Origin of the sequence: Pseudoalteromonas luteoviolacea (assembly GCF_018100925.1) — a bacterium.
Classification (GTDB): Bacteria; Pseudomonadota; Gammaproteobacteria; order Enterobacterales; family Alteromonadaceae; genus Pseudoalteromonas; species Pseudoalteromonas obscura.
Window position 1 is genome coordinate 215536 of sequence record NZ_JAGJEH010000003.1, and the last position, 13828, is coordinate 229363.

Annotated in this window: 21 protein-coding genes and 1 tRNA gene; 11 read left to right on the plus strand and 11 right to left on the minus strand. The window is 41.1% G+C overall.

The genetic code is table 11. The features are described 5' to 3' along the window. Positions 1 to 3: 3 nt before the first annotated feature. Genes J8M00_RS06895 through J8M00_RS06905 form a run of 3 tightly spaced genes read right to left on the minus strand, consistent with a single transcriptional unit; the run spans position 4 to position 936 of the window. Positions 4 to 270: a hypothetical protein gene (locus J8M00_RS06895; RefSeq protein ID WP_211009584.1), complete on the minus strand. Its 267-nt coding sequence runs from the start codon at positions 268 to 270 to the stop codon at positions 4 to 6. Then, positions 271 to 786, minus strand: a complete 516-nt coding sequence (locus tag J8M00_RS06900) for a hypothetical protein (protein WP_211009585.1) — start codon at positions 784 to 786, stop codon at positions 271 to 273. Further along, positions 787 to 936 (minus strand): hypothetical protein, encoded by a 150-nt coding sequence (locus J8M00_RS06905; protein WP_211009586.1) that lies wholly within the window; start codon positions 934 to 936, stop codon positions 787 to 789. It lies immediately after the preceding gene. A 125-nt stretch (positions 937 to 1061) separates the two neighbouring features. Between J8M00_RS06905 and J8M00_RS06910 the strand changes: the two genes are divergently transcribed. Genes J8M00_RS06910 through J8M00_RS06960 form a run of 11 tightly spaced genes read left to right on the plus strand, consistent with a single transcriptional unit; the run spans position 1062 to position 7435 of the window. Further along, a complete protein-coding gene (locus J8M00_RS06910) occupies positions 1062 to 1328 on the plus strand; it encodes a hypothetical protein (RefSeq protein ID WP_211009587.1) in 267 nt (88 codons plus the stop codon). Positions 1329 to 1345: 17 nt separating this feature from the next. Further along, positions 1346 to 2257, plus strand: coding sequence for a Rad52/Rad22 family DNA repair protein (locus J8M00_RS06915; RefSeq protein ID WP_211009588.1), 912 nt, complete (start codon positions 1346 to 1348; stop codon positions 2255 to 2257). A 2-nt stretch (positions 2258 to 2259) separates the two neighbouring features. Further along, positions 2260 to 3285 carry a hypothetical protein gene (locus J8M00_RS06920; RefSeq protein ID WP_211009589.1) on the plus strand — a complete coding sequence of 342 codons (1026 nt, stop codon included), beginning with the start codon at positions 2260 to 2262 and terminating at the stop codon, positions 3283 to 3285. Between the two features lie 57 nt (positions 3286 to 3342). After that, positions 3343 to 3747, plus strand: coding sequence for a zinc-finger-containing protein (locus tag J8M00_RS06925; RefSeq protein ID WP_211009590.1), 405 nt, complete (start codon positions 3343 to 3345; stop codon positions 3745 to 3747). Then, positions 3740 to 4327, plus strand: coding sequence for a single-stranded DNA-binding protein (gene ssb, locus J8M00_RS06930; RefSeq protein WP_211009591.1), 588 nt, complete (start codon positions 3740 to 3742; stop codon positions 4325 to 4327). The genes J8M00_RS06925 and ssb overlap by 8 nt, the downstream gene beginning before the upstream one ends. A 43-nt stretch (positions 4328 to 4370) precedes the next feature. Next, positions 4371 to 4718, plus strand: a complete 348-nt coding sequence (locus tag J8M00_RS06935; protein ID WP_211009592.1) for a hypothetical protein — start codon at positions 4371 to 4373, stop codon at positions 4716 to 4718. A gap of 30 nt (positions 4719 to 4748) precedes the next feature. Next, positions 4749 to 5564, plus strand: coding sequence for a DUF2303 family protein (locus tag J8M00_RS06940; RefSeq protein WP_211009593.1), 816 nt, complete (start codon positions 4749 to 4751; stop codon positions 5562 to 5564). 43 nt (positions 5565 to 5607) lie between these two features. Beyond that, complete coding sequence (locus tag J8M00_RS06945; protein WP_211009594.1) at positions 5608 to 5934, plus strand: hypothetical protein; 327 nt, start codon at positions 5608 to 5610, stop codon at positions 5932 to 5934. Further along, positions 5927 to 6553: an MT-A70 family methyltransferase gene (locus J8M00_RS06950; protein ID WP_211009595.1), complete on the plus strand. Its 627-nt coding sequence runs from the start codon at positions 5927 to 5929 to the stop codon at positions 6551 to 6553. Before J8M00_RS06945 ends, J8M00_RS06950 begins: the two co-directional genes overlap by 8 nt. Then, positions 6550 to 7119: a hypothetical protein gene (locus J8M00_RS06955; protein ID WP_211009596.1), complete on the plus strand. Its 570-nt coding sequence runs from the start codon at positions 6550 to 6552 to the stop codon at positions 7117 to 7119. The genes J8M00_RS06950 and J8M00_RS06955 overlap by 4 nt, the downstream gene beginning before the upstream one ends. A gap of 1 nt (position 7120) precedes the next feature. Continuing rightward, a complete protein-coding gene (locus J8M00_RS06960; RefSeq protein WP_211009597.1) occupies positions 7121 to 7435 on the plus strand; it encodes a helix-turn-helix transcriptional regulator in 315 nt (104 codons plus the stop codon). A 27-nt stretch (positions 7436 to 7462) separates the two neighbouring features. On the opposite strand, the gene J8M00_RS06965 is transcribed toward J8M00_RS06960, so the two are convergent. The 8 genes from J8M00_RS06965 to folP all read right to left on the minus strand — a co-directional run bounded on the left by J8M00_RS06965 (position 7463) and on the right by folP (position 13813). Then, entirely contained in the window at positions 7463 to 8149 is a 687-nt protein-coding gene (locus tag J8M00_RS06965) for a hypothetical protein (RefSeq protein WP_211009598.1), read from the minus strand. 122 nt (positions 8150 to 8271) lie between these two features. Continuing rightward, positions 8272 to 8817, minus strand: coding sequence for a hypothetical protein (locus J8M00_RS06970; protein ID WP_211009599.1), 546 nt, complete (start codon positions 8815 to 8817; stop codon positions 8272 to 8274). A gap of 9 nt (positions 8818 to 8826) precedes the next feature. Further along, positions 8827 to 10209: a tyrosine-type recombinase/integrase gene (locus tag J8M00_RS06975; RefSeq protein ID WP_211009600.1), complete on the minus strand. Its 1383-nt coding sequence runs from the start codon at positions 10207 to 10209 to the stop codon at positions 8827 to 8829. A 159-nt stretch (positions 10210 to 10368) separates the two neighbouring features. Further along, positions 10369 to 10454: transfer RNA gene (locus J8M00_RS06980), tRNA-Leu, on the minus strand. Between the two features lie 7 nt (positions 10455 to 10461). Then, entirely contained in the window at positions 10462 to 10803 is a 342-nt protein-coding gene (gene secG, locus J8M00_RS06985) for a preprotein translocase subunit SecG (protein ID WP_211009601.1), read from the minus strand. Positions 10804 to 10807: 4 nt separating this feature from the next. Next, complete coding sequence (tpiA, locus tag J8M00_RS06990; RefSeq protein ID WP_211009602.1) at positions 10808 to 11551, minus strand: triose-phosphate isomerase; 744 nt, start codon at positions 11549 to 11551, stop codon at positions 10808 to 10810. Between the two features lie 79 nt (positions 11552 to 11630). Then, complete coding sequence (glmM, locus tag J8M00_RS06995; protein ID WP_211009603.1) at positions 11631 to 12971, minus strand: phosphoglucosamine mutase; 1341 nt, start codon at positions 12969 to 12971, stop codon at positions 11631 to 11633. Continuing rightward, a complete protein-coding gene (gene folP, locus J8M00_RS07000) occupies positions 12968 to 13813 on the minus strand; it encodes a dihydropteroate synthase (RefSeq protein ID WP_211009604.1) in 846 nt (281 codons plus the stop codon). Before folP ends, glmM begins: the two co-directional genes overlap by 4 nt. Between the last annotated feature and the right edge of the window lie 15 nt (positions 13814 to 13828).

A 13828-nucleotide genomic window follows, 5' to 3' on the forward strand; every position in this document is an offset into this window, starting at 1 on the left:
CCTTTAAAAGCGACCACTTAGCCTTTCCAATGTTTCATCTTTCCTTTTGAGTAAGATCGTTTCTTCAACCAAACTGTCAGAAACCTCAGCCGCCAAGTGATAACTTAAAGCCTTCTTTTCTAAATACAATTTCATATCATAAACGTTAGAGTGTTCCTTGCTGTTTCTTGCTGCATAATACGAAGAAAAAGCACCTTTTATAACTATTGCCAGTGCTAACCCTAAACCTAGAGTTAGCATGACAACAGTGCATGTAATTAAAGCATCCATCTATACACACTTCTTATCTAGCTGATAATTTCTTTTAACACCTAAGATAATACATAATACACAGACAAATACAAACAGTAAATTAACAAACTTTATACCTTCTGTATAAATAAAAGCCGTATAACTTGACTCAAACATGCTCTTTTCAAAGAGCCTAGCCAAATGAAGAAATGCTTGAACCCCAAGAAGAGAAACAATGAAAACTGTTAATCTTTTGATTTTTAGACTAAAACTATCGTGAAATATAGTGATAGCCTTTATTTCTATTATATGAGCAGCTATAAAGAAGCCATGCCAAACAGCTTGATAAAAAACTCCATGCCCCTCTTTTGCATAACTGTATATATATGGTGTTAATACAGTCATTAAACTTGAAAAAAGAACAAACACTGTAAGCGTAATGCTATAGCTATCAATCCTTTTAAACTTAATGATGTAAACTGCCCATAAAACAATATAAGCAATCATTGAATGTTCAATTAAAGATAAAAGGTGCTGCTCGAGTTCTGTGTACATTTACCCTCCTTTGGTCTTTCCTTTTTTTATAATAAAATCAATATTTAAGGCTGTAGACTTCTGAGCTGGATCTAAGCCACCTCCACTTGTTCCGCCTATAACTTCTCTTAACGCATGGGACGGAAGCTCTGCCAAAACTTGAGTTTTCATATTTACTCCTTTTAAAAAACACCACATCAAATGTTGACATCCGCATTATATAATACATAGTATAATACACAACATCAAGATAACATATCACTCAGTCGGGTGAGGACAGTAAAGGATTGTACATCATGAATACTGTATTGATACACAAATTAGCTGAATTGCTACAAGCAAGCTTTAAACAGCACGAGAGAGTGTCAATTTCAATTAATACATACCCGCGCAACCAAATGATCGATGTTGTTACATATGACCATGCAGCTACTCATGAAGGAAGGCCCGATGCAAATGTAATTGATATGTCTACCGTGTATTTAGATTCATTAGATGCAGAAAACCAGCTTAAGAAACTGATTGCTGATGTAAATAGTCACCTTTCAGCAACAGCGGCTTAGTAGTGAAGGAATTTAAAATGACTGCACAACAAATAAAAGAACAGCTCTCCGCCCCATTCCATGATCACGAAGTCGAATGGATGGTAAACAGAAAAGGCATGAATCAAGATGCTCTTTGGGTTGAAGTTGTCCCTTTCATTACAAACCGAGCAGTTCAACATCGGCTTGATGAAGTATTAGGCATAGATGGCTGGAAAAACGAGTTTAAAGACGGTCATGGAGGTCAAATTTGTGGATTGATCATCAAAGTGGGCGACTCATGGGTGACAAAATGGGATGGTGCATCCTACACAGACTTTGAGCCATTGAAAGGAGCGTTATCAAGTTCCATGAAACGTGCTTCTGTTCAATTTGGAATTGGAAGGTATCTACACCTTGTTAAGCCAGTTTTTATCGAGTGCCAACGCATAAGTGATAGAAACGAATGCACAGAAAACTATGTCACTTTCAAACACGCAGAAAGTGACAATCAATACACAATTTTAAGCGCACAGTGGCCCTCTCCTTTATTGCCAGCATGGGCTTTACCAGTGAAAGATATTAGCCCATTTATTGAAAGTATAAATGCAGCGAAAACAGAAACGGAACTAAAGAAAGCATTCTCTACAGCTATCAGATGTGCCGAAGCACAGAGTAGTGATGTATTCAGACATGAAATAAAAGCAACTAAAGAGCAACGCATGTCTGAAATCAAACAAGCCAAACAACAATCACAAAAAGAGTCTTTTGATAGGTTTGAAAAATGGTTCGCTAAGAAGTTAGAGCAGTTGAAAAAAGAGCCTAACGAAGCCGTTTTAGACATGACTTACACGCAGTTACTGCAAGAGCTTAAAGGTCAGTGCAAGTCATTAGGGGTAGAAATTTCTGAATATCAAACTCAATTACAAGCCGAAAAAGCGGCAACAATTACAAAAATCCAAGGAGCGTAAATATGTCGTCGAATAATCTAGTAAATGCAGATGTATTAAGCATTGTTTTTCAAAATCAGATCACTGAAGAGAAACTTAAAGAGCTTGAGGAAAAGTACCCTGCTGACATTGTCTACAACATGAAAGATGACGAACAGTTCAAAGAAGCTAGAAAAATAAGGACTGAAAGAAACAAACTTACTGAAGCAATCAATAAGCGTCGAATTGAAGTTGGTAAAGATGTAAAAAGCAAAGGTGATGACTTAATTGCTAGAGTAGAAAAGATATACTCAGTTATCGTCAAACCTTTCGAAGCAGAAGACGCAGCTCGAAAAAAAGAAGCAGATCGTATAGCTGCGGAAAGAGAAGCTTTTCTTAATTCACAAAGGGACGAAATACAAGCAATTAGAAACTTTGTCCCTGACTGTGCCAACAAGTCATCAGGCGTTATCGCCGACTGTATAGAAGCTGTCAGCACTATCGAAGTTGATCACTTTGATCCTGAGCTAATACATGAAGCTCTCAAAGTAAAAGACGATGTGACTACAGCACTATACAACTTACGTGAAGATGCTCTAAAACGTGAACGCCTAGCTGAACAGCAAAAAGAAGCAGATCAACGAGATGCTCTAAGTCGAATATCAAACACCCCTATGGCCTTGTTTAATTCATCAAGTGATGAAATTAAAGCAGCTATAGCCGCACTAGATGCAACTGTTATTAACGAAGACACATATGGCGATATTAGTGCAGCAAAACAGGCTGTTCATAACGCAACATCTCAATTAAACCAACTTTTAGACATGGCTAAAGCGCGTGAAGCAGCACAGCCTCCAACGACTAAAGCAGCAAACGATGACCAACCGGAACTGGCGGCTGATGAAGATACAAGCGAAAGCTTTGATATTAAATACGAACGTTTTACTGGTTGGCCGAGCCATGCAAGCAGGACACAAAGCCACGAGTTAGAAACAGTTTGCTGCAAGCTCGAAGAAGCAGAAAAGCACATTGAATTTCTAGAAGAAATGCTTTGCCAACAAGCAGCATAACCAACCAATGAGGTGCGCCTAGCGCCCTCTTCTACGGTCAAAAAAGGTATTAACAGAATGGAAGGAATTACACCAATTTGCGGTTACTGCGGCCAGTTTTCGAAAAAAGTATCAGGTCGAGAGATTTATCCTCATAGACCCGATTTGTTTAAAAAGACTTTTTATAGCTGCCAAAGTTGCGATGCATATGTCGGATGCCACAAAGGAACTGACAAGCCCATGGGAAGATTAGCAAACGCTCAATTAAGAGCCGAAAAAAGTAACGCCCACAGTGCTTTTGACAAGATATGGAGAAATGGTCACATGAAGCGCCAAGGCGCATACAAATGGCTTGCTAAAAAACTAGGGATTAACGGTAAAGATTGCCACATCGGAATGTTTGACGTGGAAACCTGCAAAAAAGTAGTTCGTATTTCCCAAAACCATCTAAGTACATTAAAAGCAGGGGTTAAGCATGGCTAGAGGTGTAAACAAAGTAATTATCGTTGGGAACCTTGGGCAAGATCCAGAAGTTCGCTATATGCCAAATGGTAACGCCGTTGCTAGCTTAAGTATTGCCACATCAGAGTCTTGGAAAGATAGAAATAGCGGACAACAACAAGAGCGCACGGAATGGCATCGCGTTGTGATCTTCGGAAAGTTGGCAGAAGTTGCAGGCGAATATTTACGTAAAGGCTCGCAAGTTTACATTGAGGGTAAATTACAAACCCGTAAATGGACTGATCAAAGTGGACAAGACAAATACACAACGGAAGTAATCGTCGATATGACCGGCCAAATGCAAATGATGGGTAGCCGCAACGATCAGCACTATGGACCACAAAACTACCCACAGCAAAATGCGCAATACGGCAACGCGCATAAAAATAACCAAACACAGAGAGGCGGATTTGCACCTCAGCAAAGAAACAGTGCACAACAAGGTAACGGTCATCAAAACACTAATGAGGCAGCAGGTTTTCCTACTGAGCAGAGTAATTTAGGCGGTCCTAATAACCCAATGGAGCCACCTATCGACTTTGATGATGATATTCCCTTTTAGCTAGTACTTAAGACAAATTTAAATTTCGACAGGAGCAGAAACAATGAGCAATACAACAGACGTAAATAACTTTGTTAGTGAATTAGAAGGCGGAGTGTTCAACGAAAAGCTTGCACACCTTCTTAGTGATGTAGCGCTTGGCCAAGTTATACACGGTGCTGGTAATAGAAAAGGAAAAGTAGCAATAGACTTAACTTTTCAACGTATCGGCGAAAACAACCAGGTAATGGTATCCAGCAAGCTTACACATACAACGCTTACAAAAAGAGGAAGCAAATCAGAGACTGCATCTAATGAGACCCCGTTTTATGTGGGCAAAGGTGGCGTTCTCACAATTGAGCAGCCGCAGGAAGAGTTCAACGGCCAATTTGCCCTAGTTCAACAAAACTAAACCATTAACCAAGCAATAAGGAAATCCAACATGTCATTATCTAAAGAAGCAGTACAACACATTCAAGAAACAGCCAACGCAGCCCATTTTACTGACCAGCTGCAAGATACAAATGTTCCTCTAGCTCTAGTGCCAGAAAGCTTTAAAGTGCAAGACTTAGAAAAGTTTATGGCAGTTCGCTCAAGGCTAAGGCTGAACTTTAATACAGAGAGCATCAATGACTTTGTTGCCTACAGCATTGAACATGGAAATGACGATTCAGGCTGCTTTATTGACTCTTCAACAATGAGCGCTGAAACAGTTTTTGATATTGGGACCACTGAAGTACCACTACATCAAGATCACAAAGCTATCGTGGCATTGAAAAAAACAGGGCCATACAAAGCACTGTTGGCAACCGGTGACGACTCGCTTAGCCAAAAAGCTGCAGCAGAATTTATTGAAGATTGGACCGACTTAATTACTGTTGCAGACATGAACGGCGGTGATATGGCACCAGCAATTGCCGCTCAACGCCTTAGAGATCTTTCAATAGAAAGTGCCAGACAACTCAATTCAAAAGTGGAAGACTTCGGCGCCTCGATGTCGGCAATGGATAGCATTGAAGCTAAAAACAAGGACACCCTGCCAAATCAAATTACATTCAAATGTGAACCTTTCAACGGCCTAGGCGAGTTTTCGTTTACTGTTCGAGTCGGCATTTTAACCGGTGGTGACCGACCTAAGATCAGCTTCCGTATTTTGCGACTCGAATCAACGCAAGAAGAAATCACAGAACGCTTTAAAGAGCTGCTAACTACTGAATTTAAAGCGTGTCCATTTAAGACATACATTGGCCGAGTTTAACCGATACACGCTGCCCCTCGGGGCAGCAACCAAAGGAAAGATCATGTGTAACGAACTTTATGAAAATGCAGAATTGACATTTAGTGACATTGAGGCAGTTGTTGCCATCGGCTCAACTGGCATAGACGGCGCAGTAACCGAGGTATTTAAAACTAACATACAATTTAATACTGATTTGCAAGAGTACGCTTGTGATATGGAAGATCTATTCCACAAGATCGACCTGCCCGAGACAGCCGGTGTATACCTCTTCAAAGGTAAAACTGAAGTGCAAACCCTTGATGACTGGCACCATGAGGGAACATTCACCAGGTTAAATGTTTCGGTATTAATAGAAACAACTACACATAACGAGGTTGCGCATGTTTGATGAATTTAAAGACCAAAAATTCGGTCTCATATACGCAGACCCCGCATGGCAATTTGATAGCAAAAAATCTGGCGGCTCTATGAAATCTGGCGCATCCCAACATTACGATACAATGAGCGTAGAGGAGTTAAAGGCTATGCCTGTCGATAGCATTGCAGCAGACGACTGCATTTTAGTTATGTGGTACGTGGGAGCCATGCCAGAAGAAGCTATCGAAGTGGTTAAAGCATGGGGCTTTACCCTTAAAAATATGAACGGCTTTGTGTGGAACAAACTCACAAAAAACGGCCTCCCCTTCTTTGGTATGGGTTATTGGACCCGTGCAGGCAGTGAATCTGCCATCATCGCAACTAAAGGCAAACCCAAAGTCGCATCACGATCGGTACGCGCGGTTGGTAATTGTGAATTAGATGCCGATGATCTTTTTCGAGCAATAAACTTTGCCGGGAATTACCAAGTACTTAAGCATAGTCAAAAACCCAATGCATTCCGGATTAAGTGCGAAGATCTAGCAGGTGACGCACCTAAGATCGAACTTTTTGCACGGACATCAAAACACGGTTGGTCCGTGTGGGGAAATGAAACAACCAAGTTTGACGCTAAAGGAGAAGCTGCATGACACCAAATTACATTCAAAAAGTACTTAAAGACCATGCGCTGAATGCTGGTATGAGAAGCGAGCAAAGCTACCTACCCACAACAAAAGAAGAGGCAGAAAATTTTAAACCTCACAATTGGGTTATGCAGGCAACAGGGCAACTTGCAACAACAATAGCAAGCATGGACACGCTAATAAAAAACGCATTAGAAAAGATAAATCATGATCCGCAGGCTGCAAAAGATATCTTGGTACGCGCCCTGCCTAGTGTCGTCAAGCTCGAGCAAGTACAGGTCGAAAAAGACAGCAATGGCTATTGGACACATGACGACCTACCATTTTGGGAGAATTCAACGGAGGATGAAATTGATTGCTGGTTAATGAACCAAGGTCTAATGCTGTACAAAGATTACTTGCAAGAAGGTAGTGATTTGTATCATTGCTATTACAACGAAGGTGAAACCGACATTTCATCTTGGGAGCCGGAATGTCATGTACAAAGCGCTTTTCTCATTTCAATTCATGAGACAGATAGCGGGCCGGTAGCTTGGTTTGCAATTCCACTCTCTACGCATGAAGGAGACTGATATGGCGAAAAAATCAGATGTTCAAGAGAACGTAGAATGTGAAGTGCTAACAGCACAAGAAGTGATGAAGATTACTGGAAACACGAACGCCACACTGCAAACTAAAATGGCCAGAGGTGAAATACCGAAACCGATTCCCAGTGAATCTAGAACCAAACAATGGAGAAAATCCGACATATATAAATATGTTGGTAAATCACAAGGTCAAGAACTCAAGTTTGATGAGATACCGCCAAACCTCGCAAGGTTCATGAAGCTGTTGGTTATAGAAGGTGTGCAGCAAGGCATTGAAAACGTCTTAAATACGCCTAGGTGATTACCTAGGCGCACTAGTTGTACAACTCTATGAACCGTACAAACGGGTGTATGGAGTCTGATAATAAAAAAGATCGGATGAGCTAACAGCATAGTTGCACTTAGAAGATAGGTAACCCCAAAAAACACCAAAGCTTCTATCTTTTGATAAGTCACCAGGAGACTGAACATCAGACTGATACAAAACATCTGCACCTTTGCCAATGCGACCAACATGAATGAGGCAGTCACAAACAAACTCTGAACAGAAATAGTTTGACTTTTCAGTGCAGGGCGGATTTACGCTATCTTCCAAGCGGCTATCCAATTTTTGATAAATTGATGCTTCATGTTCTTTTTTATTTTTTGAAAAATTGCGTATTCCTTTAAAGTTGTATTTTGCTTTTTTAACAACTGTGCTGTCTATAAACTCTTTCAAGCTTTGAACGCTGGCCTTATCCCAAAAATCGGGAATACGAAGCACTGCAACATGGTCATATCTTGAAACGAGGCTAGAAACATCAACTTTCTCAATTTTGCCTTTTGTCATCCCGTTTTTAGCGGTCGATTCCGCAGCGAACGAATCCCCATAATAAATTGCCGCATGACAGTATTCGCTGTTGGTTGCATCTTTAATCTTTCGAGCAACGAAGTTTTTCTCAGGGTTTGTATAGCAGAGCAGAATATCGCCCTCTCTCAACCCTTCAATACTGCTAAAACTATTGTTTGGTCTCATGCTATCTCCTATTGGTTAAACATGTAATAGAAGATACATGGGGGCCATTTATCGAAACCCAAATAATGAAATCAAATTAATCTGCTGGCTTCAACAGTGATTATATGTGAAATGGCACGTACTCACTCGCCTTTATCGTTAAGCAGCGTAAATGTAGGCTTGCTACAATAAATAGTAGTCTTATTACTAAACAAAGAGTGATATTTAATTTCTAGTCTAAAAGAGCTTGCTAATTTCACGGCGAAATTCGCTAAAGATAAATCACCTTCAATAAACGATTCATTAGGCTTTAAAGCCACTTTGAATAGATACTTACTATCGCCAGCGCCAAGAGCATAACCTGCTTGAAGTGCGGTAATGTTAATAATATATCGCTCTCCTAAAATCTCTCGTAAATTATCCATAAGCTCAAAGTGATCTACTACTTTATGATTCCAATAACACGTATACTCTTTGAGAACTGCGGGGCCCAACCCTTGGTTTTTAATTGCGAAACTGTTTTCCCCACGAATCCTCACCGTAAGATCATCAGTGAGAAAAGGCATCACAGAAGCGTGTTGATGCTTCTTATTTGTATATGCCTGATAAACTGCTGTTAAAGCGCTAAAAATCGCCGCAATTGAAGCAGCTACGGCGGTATAAAAAGTATATAACTCACTTTCAGTCATGTTGTTTCCTTATCCAAACAAATCATTTACTTTTGATGTCAGTGCATCATTTAATTGAGATTCCTTTTCACCTACGAGCGCGTCAGGATCATGTTTTACTTCTTCTAAAATCAATTGCCATCGGTCAATCCACTCTTTTTTTAATTGAAACAAATCACCAAACTCGTAGTTTTTGCCAGTACCTTTTGCAAGAGTTTGGTTGCGGATAGCTCGTAATACTTCACTTGGGCACCCTCTCTCCTGCAAATGAGTAGATACAGTTTTTCGGAAAATTTTGGGGGTAAATTTAAGCCATGTGTGGAGCTCGCTAATTTTCCTAGAAAAATAGTCTCTTTCTAATTGGGTATGAGGATCATGCTCGTGAAAAAGATACATCTCTTTGTCTAGTTCACTATACCTGTCTTTCAATGTACCAATGTAATCAATCAGTAAAGTGATCACATTCTCTGGCAAATGTGTCCAAGCTTTTTTCCTATTTTTCATAGACTCCGGAGGGTGTTCAATTCGCATTTTTTGGAAGTTGATCCACCCTAGTTTTACGCGCGTCCACTCTTCAGATCGCACGCCAACTCTTAACATCAAAGTGATCAACACTTTAAGCATTGGCTCACATGGCTGGTCGCCAAGCTCAGTCAGCAACTTATGCACCTCATGGCTTTCTAGGTACGTTTCGTCCGGTGTCCCCATAATGCTAGGTAGAACCGCTTTGCGGCCAAATAAAGGGTTTGACGCAACGATATCTTTTTCAACTGCATAGCTAAAGAGCCTGCGCATAGCTTTATGCACAGCCTCTGCAGCGCCTTTTTTGCCTTGAATATTAGCAATGTTTAAAACGAACTCATCCCATTCTCGTGGCGAAATCGACTTCATATCACGGCCATTCCAATGCGGTAGAATGTATTTCTCATATGAAAGCTCGTAATTTCTTAAAGCACGTTCGGTACCGCCGGTTAGCTCCCAGTCTTTTTTAAACTCCATAAAAACATGATTAACTGAGGATTTTTTAGTAAAGCCGTCAACCATAGACGCAAGCATTTTTTGCCGAAGCTTTTCCTGCAACACGTCAATTTGCGGATCCGTCCCCCCTTTCACAAGCGCCATTAAACGACCATGCTCAGCTTTTGCCTCGTCGATCCCAATTTCAGGATAGTTACCTAGCGAAACGGCCGTACGCTGCGTTGAGTTCGGTTTTTGATAACGATATCGCCAGTTGTAGACAGTTTTTGATTGTCTCTCAACAGAATCTAAGCTTTCAGGCTGGACGTGCTTTGACTCCCATCTCAGATAAAGCTGAAGACCTGGGAAACCAGAAAATGTTGCTGTGAGATAATTTTTATTATTCGGGATTTTGAGATTAGCTATTGCGCTAACGGATAAATTGATTTTAGCCATGAATCATATTCCTTCGCCATACTCATGCATTTTTAGAGTATGTCAGTAGTACCATCCGTGTCTACCATTATGTGTTTTCGTACCTTAAAAAGCAAAAAACCGTGGACCCATAAGGCGCACGGTTTTTTCTTTAACACTTTGTTTTTTAAGTGTTTTATTTGGTGCGAATGGGGGGACTTGAACCCCCACGAGCATAGCTCACCACCCCCTCAAGATGGCGTGTCTACCAATTCCACCACATTCGCAAATATTTTACTTTGGTACGTCCGAGTCTTCGTTGTTAGAAGCTGGTACGTCACTTGCCGCGGGTACTGTTGTCGCAGCTGGCGCTTCTAGGTTTTCCCACTGGTCAGTCTGTTTAATTTGACCTGCAGTAAGGTTACCTAAAGCAATACTTAGCACGAAAAACACAGTTGCTAGTATTGTCGTTGTTTTCGTCATAAAGTTGCCTGCACCTGACGAACCGAAAACGGTTGCTGATGCACCTGCTCCAAATGAAGAGCCCATGTCGGCACCTTTACCTTGTTGAATCAAAATCATTCCAACTAACGCTAAAGCAACGACTAAGTAGACAACCAAAAGAATTTCGTACATTTACTTATCCTTTTGCACTCTCGCAGATAACTTTAAATGATTCAGGTTTTAAGCTTGCGCCACCTATTAAACCACCATCAATATCTGCTTGTGCGAACAATAATTCACTATTACTTTCGTTAACACTGCCACCATAAAGAATTTGCAGTGTTTCAGAAATATCAGCGTCATACTTTGACACTAAATTTCTAATAAACTTGTGGACTGCCTGAGCTTGTTCTGGGGTAGCTGTTTTACCAGTCCCTATAGCCCAAACAGGCTCGTATGCTATCACAGAGTTAGCCAGTGATGCTATACCTAATTTGTCAATTACAGCGATTATTTGCTCTGCAACGACTTCTTCAGTTTGCGCTTGTTCTCTTTGGCTTTCTGTCTCACCAACACATAAAATTGGTGTTAAACCATTTGCCTGAGCTTGTGCAAACTTATTGGCAACGTCTTCATTAGACTCACCAAAAATACTTCTTCTTTCAGAGTGACCAACCAGGGTATAAGTAGCACCAAGTGATTTAACTAGAGAAGCTTGCACTTCACCCGTATACGCACCTTCGCTATGCTCTGAAACAGTCTGCACTCCAGCGACTACGCCTGACGCAATCACGTCACTTAATAGTACAGTTGGTGGAATTACAACAACTTCAACATCTTGATTATTGATGTTTTTAACTGTGCTTGAAATTGATTGAACCAGTTCTAATGAACCGTTCATTTTCCAATTACCTGCCACCATAGGCTTTCTTTTCAACATTCGATACTCCGCGTCAGAAAGCGGGTGAGATACTAACCCTACTCACCCAAAGTTACAAGAAAAATTTTATTTTTTTGGTTTAATTGCTTACAGATTCAACAACTTCTGCAATCTGCTGAGAAAAGTCCATCACTTGTTTCTCTTGCTCAGCTTCAACCATGACTCGGATCACAGGCTCTGTACCTGACTTACGTAATAGGACCCTTCCCTTGCCTTCAAGTTTTTCCTCAACTTCTTTCACTGCTTCCTGTACGGCTTCATTAGCCACAGGATCCTTTCCTTTTGCATATCTCACATTGATCATGTTCATTGGGTACTTTGTAAAACCAGCGCCAAGATCTTTAAGTGTTTTATTCTGTGCAACCATAGCTGCCAGAACTTGTAAGCTAGAAATGATCCCATCACCCGTCGCAATCAAGTCTAAATTCAAAACGTGTCCTGAACTTTCACCACCGATATTCCATCCTTCTTGTGATAACAGTTCTAACACATAACGATCGCCCACTTTAGAACGCAAGAAAGGAATATCTTGCGACTTAAGTGCATTTTCTAACCCCATGTTAGACATCACAGTTCCAACTACGCCGCCTTTGAGCGTACCGTTAAACTTCGCTTGTAATGCCGCAATGTAAACAATGTCATCACCATCAAATACACGACCGTTATGGTCGACCATCATCACTCGGTCACCATCACCATCGTATGCAATACCAACATCTGCTTTGTGCTCTAAAACTTGACGTTTTAATGCGTCGACGTGTGTTGCACCACACTGCGCATTAATATTCATGCCATCAGGTTCACAGGCTGTTGCTATCACTTCAGCACCAAGTTCTTGCATCACTGAAGGTGCAATATGGTATGTAGCACCATTGGCACAATCTAAAACGATTTTAATGCCCTCTAATGAATATTCCTTAGGGAACTGGCTCTTACAAAACTCAATATAACGCCCACTTGCACTATCAAGGCGTCGTGCCTTACCTAATTGCTCAGACGGCACGCAAGTCATCGGTTCATCAAGCATTGCTTCAATTTCTAGCTCAACATCATCGGCGAGCTTTTTACCATTACCAGCAAAGAACTTGATACCATTGTCGTGATAAGGGTTATGAGACGCACTAATCACTATACCGGCTTCCGCCCTGAAAGTTTGCGTGAGATAAGCAACGGCTGGCGTTGGCATAGGGCCTAATAAAACCACGTCAATACCTGCCGCAATTAACCCAGCCTCAAGAGAGGTTTCCAATAAATAGCCAGAGATTCTTGTATCTTTACCTATTATTACTTTTTTAGTGCCCGACTTAGACAAAACTTTACCAGCAGCCCAGCCTAGCTTTAAGGCAAACTCAGGTGTTATAGGAAACTCTCCTACTAACCCTCTAACACCATCTGTGCCAAAATATTTTCTTGTTGTCATTTAGTTACTCCATGGTTTGCCGCAGACCACACCTGCAGCACATCATTGGTTTCTCTTACATCATGAACGCGAAGAATATGCGCACCTTGTTGCGCACATAACAAAGCACCAGCTAGACTCGCTGGTAAACGTTCATTTGTATCCCGATTTAATAGCATTCCAAACATAGATTTGCGAGATAAGCCCGCCAATACTGGCATGTTGAAATCTGTAAACTGGTTAAATTGCCCTAGCAATTCGAAATTATGCTGTAACGATTTACCGAACCCAAATCCTGGGTCAATTATCAATCTAGAGCGCGAGATCCCCGCTTGCTCACACGCTTCAATGCGCTCATCAAAAAAGCGCTTTATATCATTTATAAGGTGATCGTACTGAGGGTCGTGTTGCATAGTTCTAGGTTGCCCCTGCATATGCATCAAGCAGATAGGTACATTCGCGAATTCAGCCGCTACATTGAGACAGCCATCTTCTCGCAGCGCTCGAACATCATTGATTATGTCCGCGCCTGCTAAAATAGCCTGCCTCATAACTTCTGCTTTGCTGGTGTCAATAGAGATCACACAATCAGAATGTGCTCTGATCCCTTTGATCACAGGAATGACTCTATCTAGCTCTTCATTTAAAGCAACATCTGAAGCCCCGGGTCTAGTAGACTCGCCACCAATATCTAAAATGGTTGCACCTTCATCAAGCAGTGATAAAGCATTCATGACAGCGCTATCATTTTTGTAGTTCTTGCCGCCATCAGAAAAAGAATCTGGGGTTGTATTTACGATACCCATAATTTGAGGGTTGGAAAGGTCTAAAACACGACCTCGGGGTAATGAAAGTTGAAACATTTGTTACCTTCCTGC

Bases quoted from the DNA above. Each gene is read 5' to 3' on its own strand.
- J8M00_RS06895 (WP_211009584.1), bottom strand. From the start codon at position 270: ATGGATGCTTTAATTACATGCACTGTTGTCATGCTAACTCTAGGTTTA.
- J8M00_RS06900 (WP_211009585.1), bottom strand. From the start codon at position 786: ATGTACACAGAACTCGAGCAGCACCTTTTATCTTTAATTGAACATTCA.
- J8M00_RS06905 (WP_211009586.1), bottom strand. From the start codon at position 936: ATGAAAACTCAAGTTTTGGCAGAGCTTCCGTCCCATGCGTTAAGAGAA.
- J8M00_RS06910 (WP_211009587.1), top strand. From the start codon at position 1,062: ATGAATACTGTATTGATACACAAATTAGCTGAATTGCTACAAGCAAGC.
- J8M00_RS06915 (WP_211009588.1), top strand. From the start codon at position 1,346: ATGACTGCACAACAAATAAAAGAACAGCTCTCCGCCCCATTCCATGAT.
- J8M00_RS06920 (WP_211009589.1), top strand. From the start codon at position 2,260: ATGTCGTCGAATAATCTAGTAAATGCAGATGTATTAAGCATTGTTTTT.
- J8M00_RS06925 (WP_211009590.1), top strand. From the start codon at position 3,343: ATGGAAGGAATTACACCAATTTGCGGTTACTGCGGCCAGTTTTCGAAA.
- ssb (WP_211009591.1), top strand. From the start codon at position 3,740: ATGGCTAGAGGTGTAAACAAAGTAATTATCGTTGGGAACCTTGGGCAA.
- J8M00_RS06935 (WP_211009592.1), top strand. From the start codon at position 4,371: ATGAGCAATACAACAGACGTAAATAACTTTGTTAGTGAATTAGAAGGC.
- J8M00_RS06940 (WP_211009593.1), top strand. From the start codon at position 4,749: ATGTCATTATCTAAAGAAGCAGTACAACACATTCAAGAAACAGCCAAC.
- J8M00_RS06945 (WP_211009594.1), top strand. From the start codon at position 5,608: ATGTGTAACGAACTTTATGAAAATGCAGAATTGACATTTAGTGACATT.
- J8M00_RS06950 (WP_211009595.1), top strand. From the start codon at position 5,927: ATGTTTGATGAATTTAAAGACCAAAAATTCGGTCTCATATACGCAGAC.
- J8M00_RS06955 (WP_211009596.1), top strand. From the start codon at position 6,550: ATGACACCAAATTACATTCAAAAAGTACTTAAAGACCATGCGCTGAAT.
- J8M00_RS06960 (WP_211009597.1), top strand. From the start codon at position 7,121: ATGGCGAAAAAATCAGATGTTCAAGAGAACGTAGAATGTGAAGTGCTA.
- J8M00_RS06965 (WP_211009598.1), bottom strand. From the start codon at position 8,149: ATGAGACCAAACAATAGTTTTAGCAGTATTGAAGGGTTGAGAGAGGGC.
- J8M00_RS06970 (WP_211009599.1), bottom strand. From the start codon at position 8,817: ATGACTGAAAGTGAGTTATATACTTTTTATACCGCCGTAGCTGCTTCA.
- J8M00_RS06975 (WP_211009600.1), bottom strand. From the start codon at position 10,209: ATGGCTAAAATCAATTTATCCGTTAGCGCAATAGCTAATCTCAAAATC.
- secG (WP_211009601.1), bottom strand. From the start codon at position 10,803: ATGTACGAAATTCTTTTGGTTGTCTACTTAGTCGTTGCTTTAGCGTTA.
- tpiA (WP_211009602.1), bottom strand. From the start codon at position 11,551: ATGTTGAAAAGAAAGCCTATGGTGGCAGGTAATTGGAAAATGAACGGT.
- glmM (WP_211009603.1), bottom strand. From the start codon at position 12,971: ATGACAACAAGAAAATATTTTGGCACAGATGGTGTTAGAGGGTTAGTA.
- folP (WP_211009604.1), bottom strand. From the start codon at position 13,813: ATGTTTCAACTTTCATTACCCCGAGGTCGTGTTTTAGACCTTTCCAAC.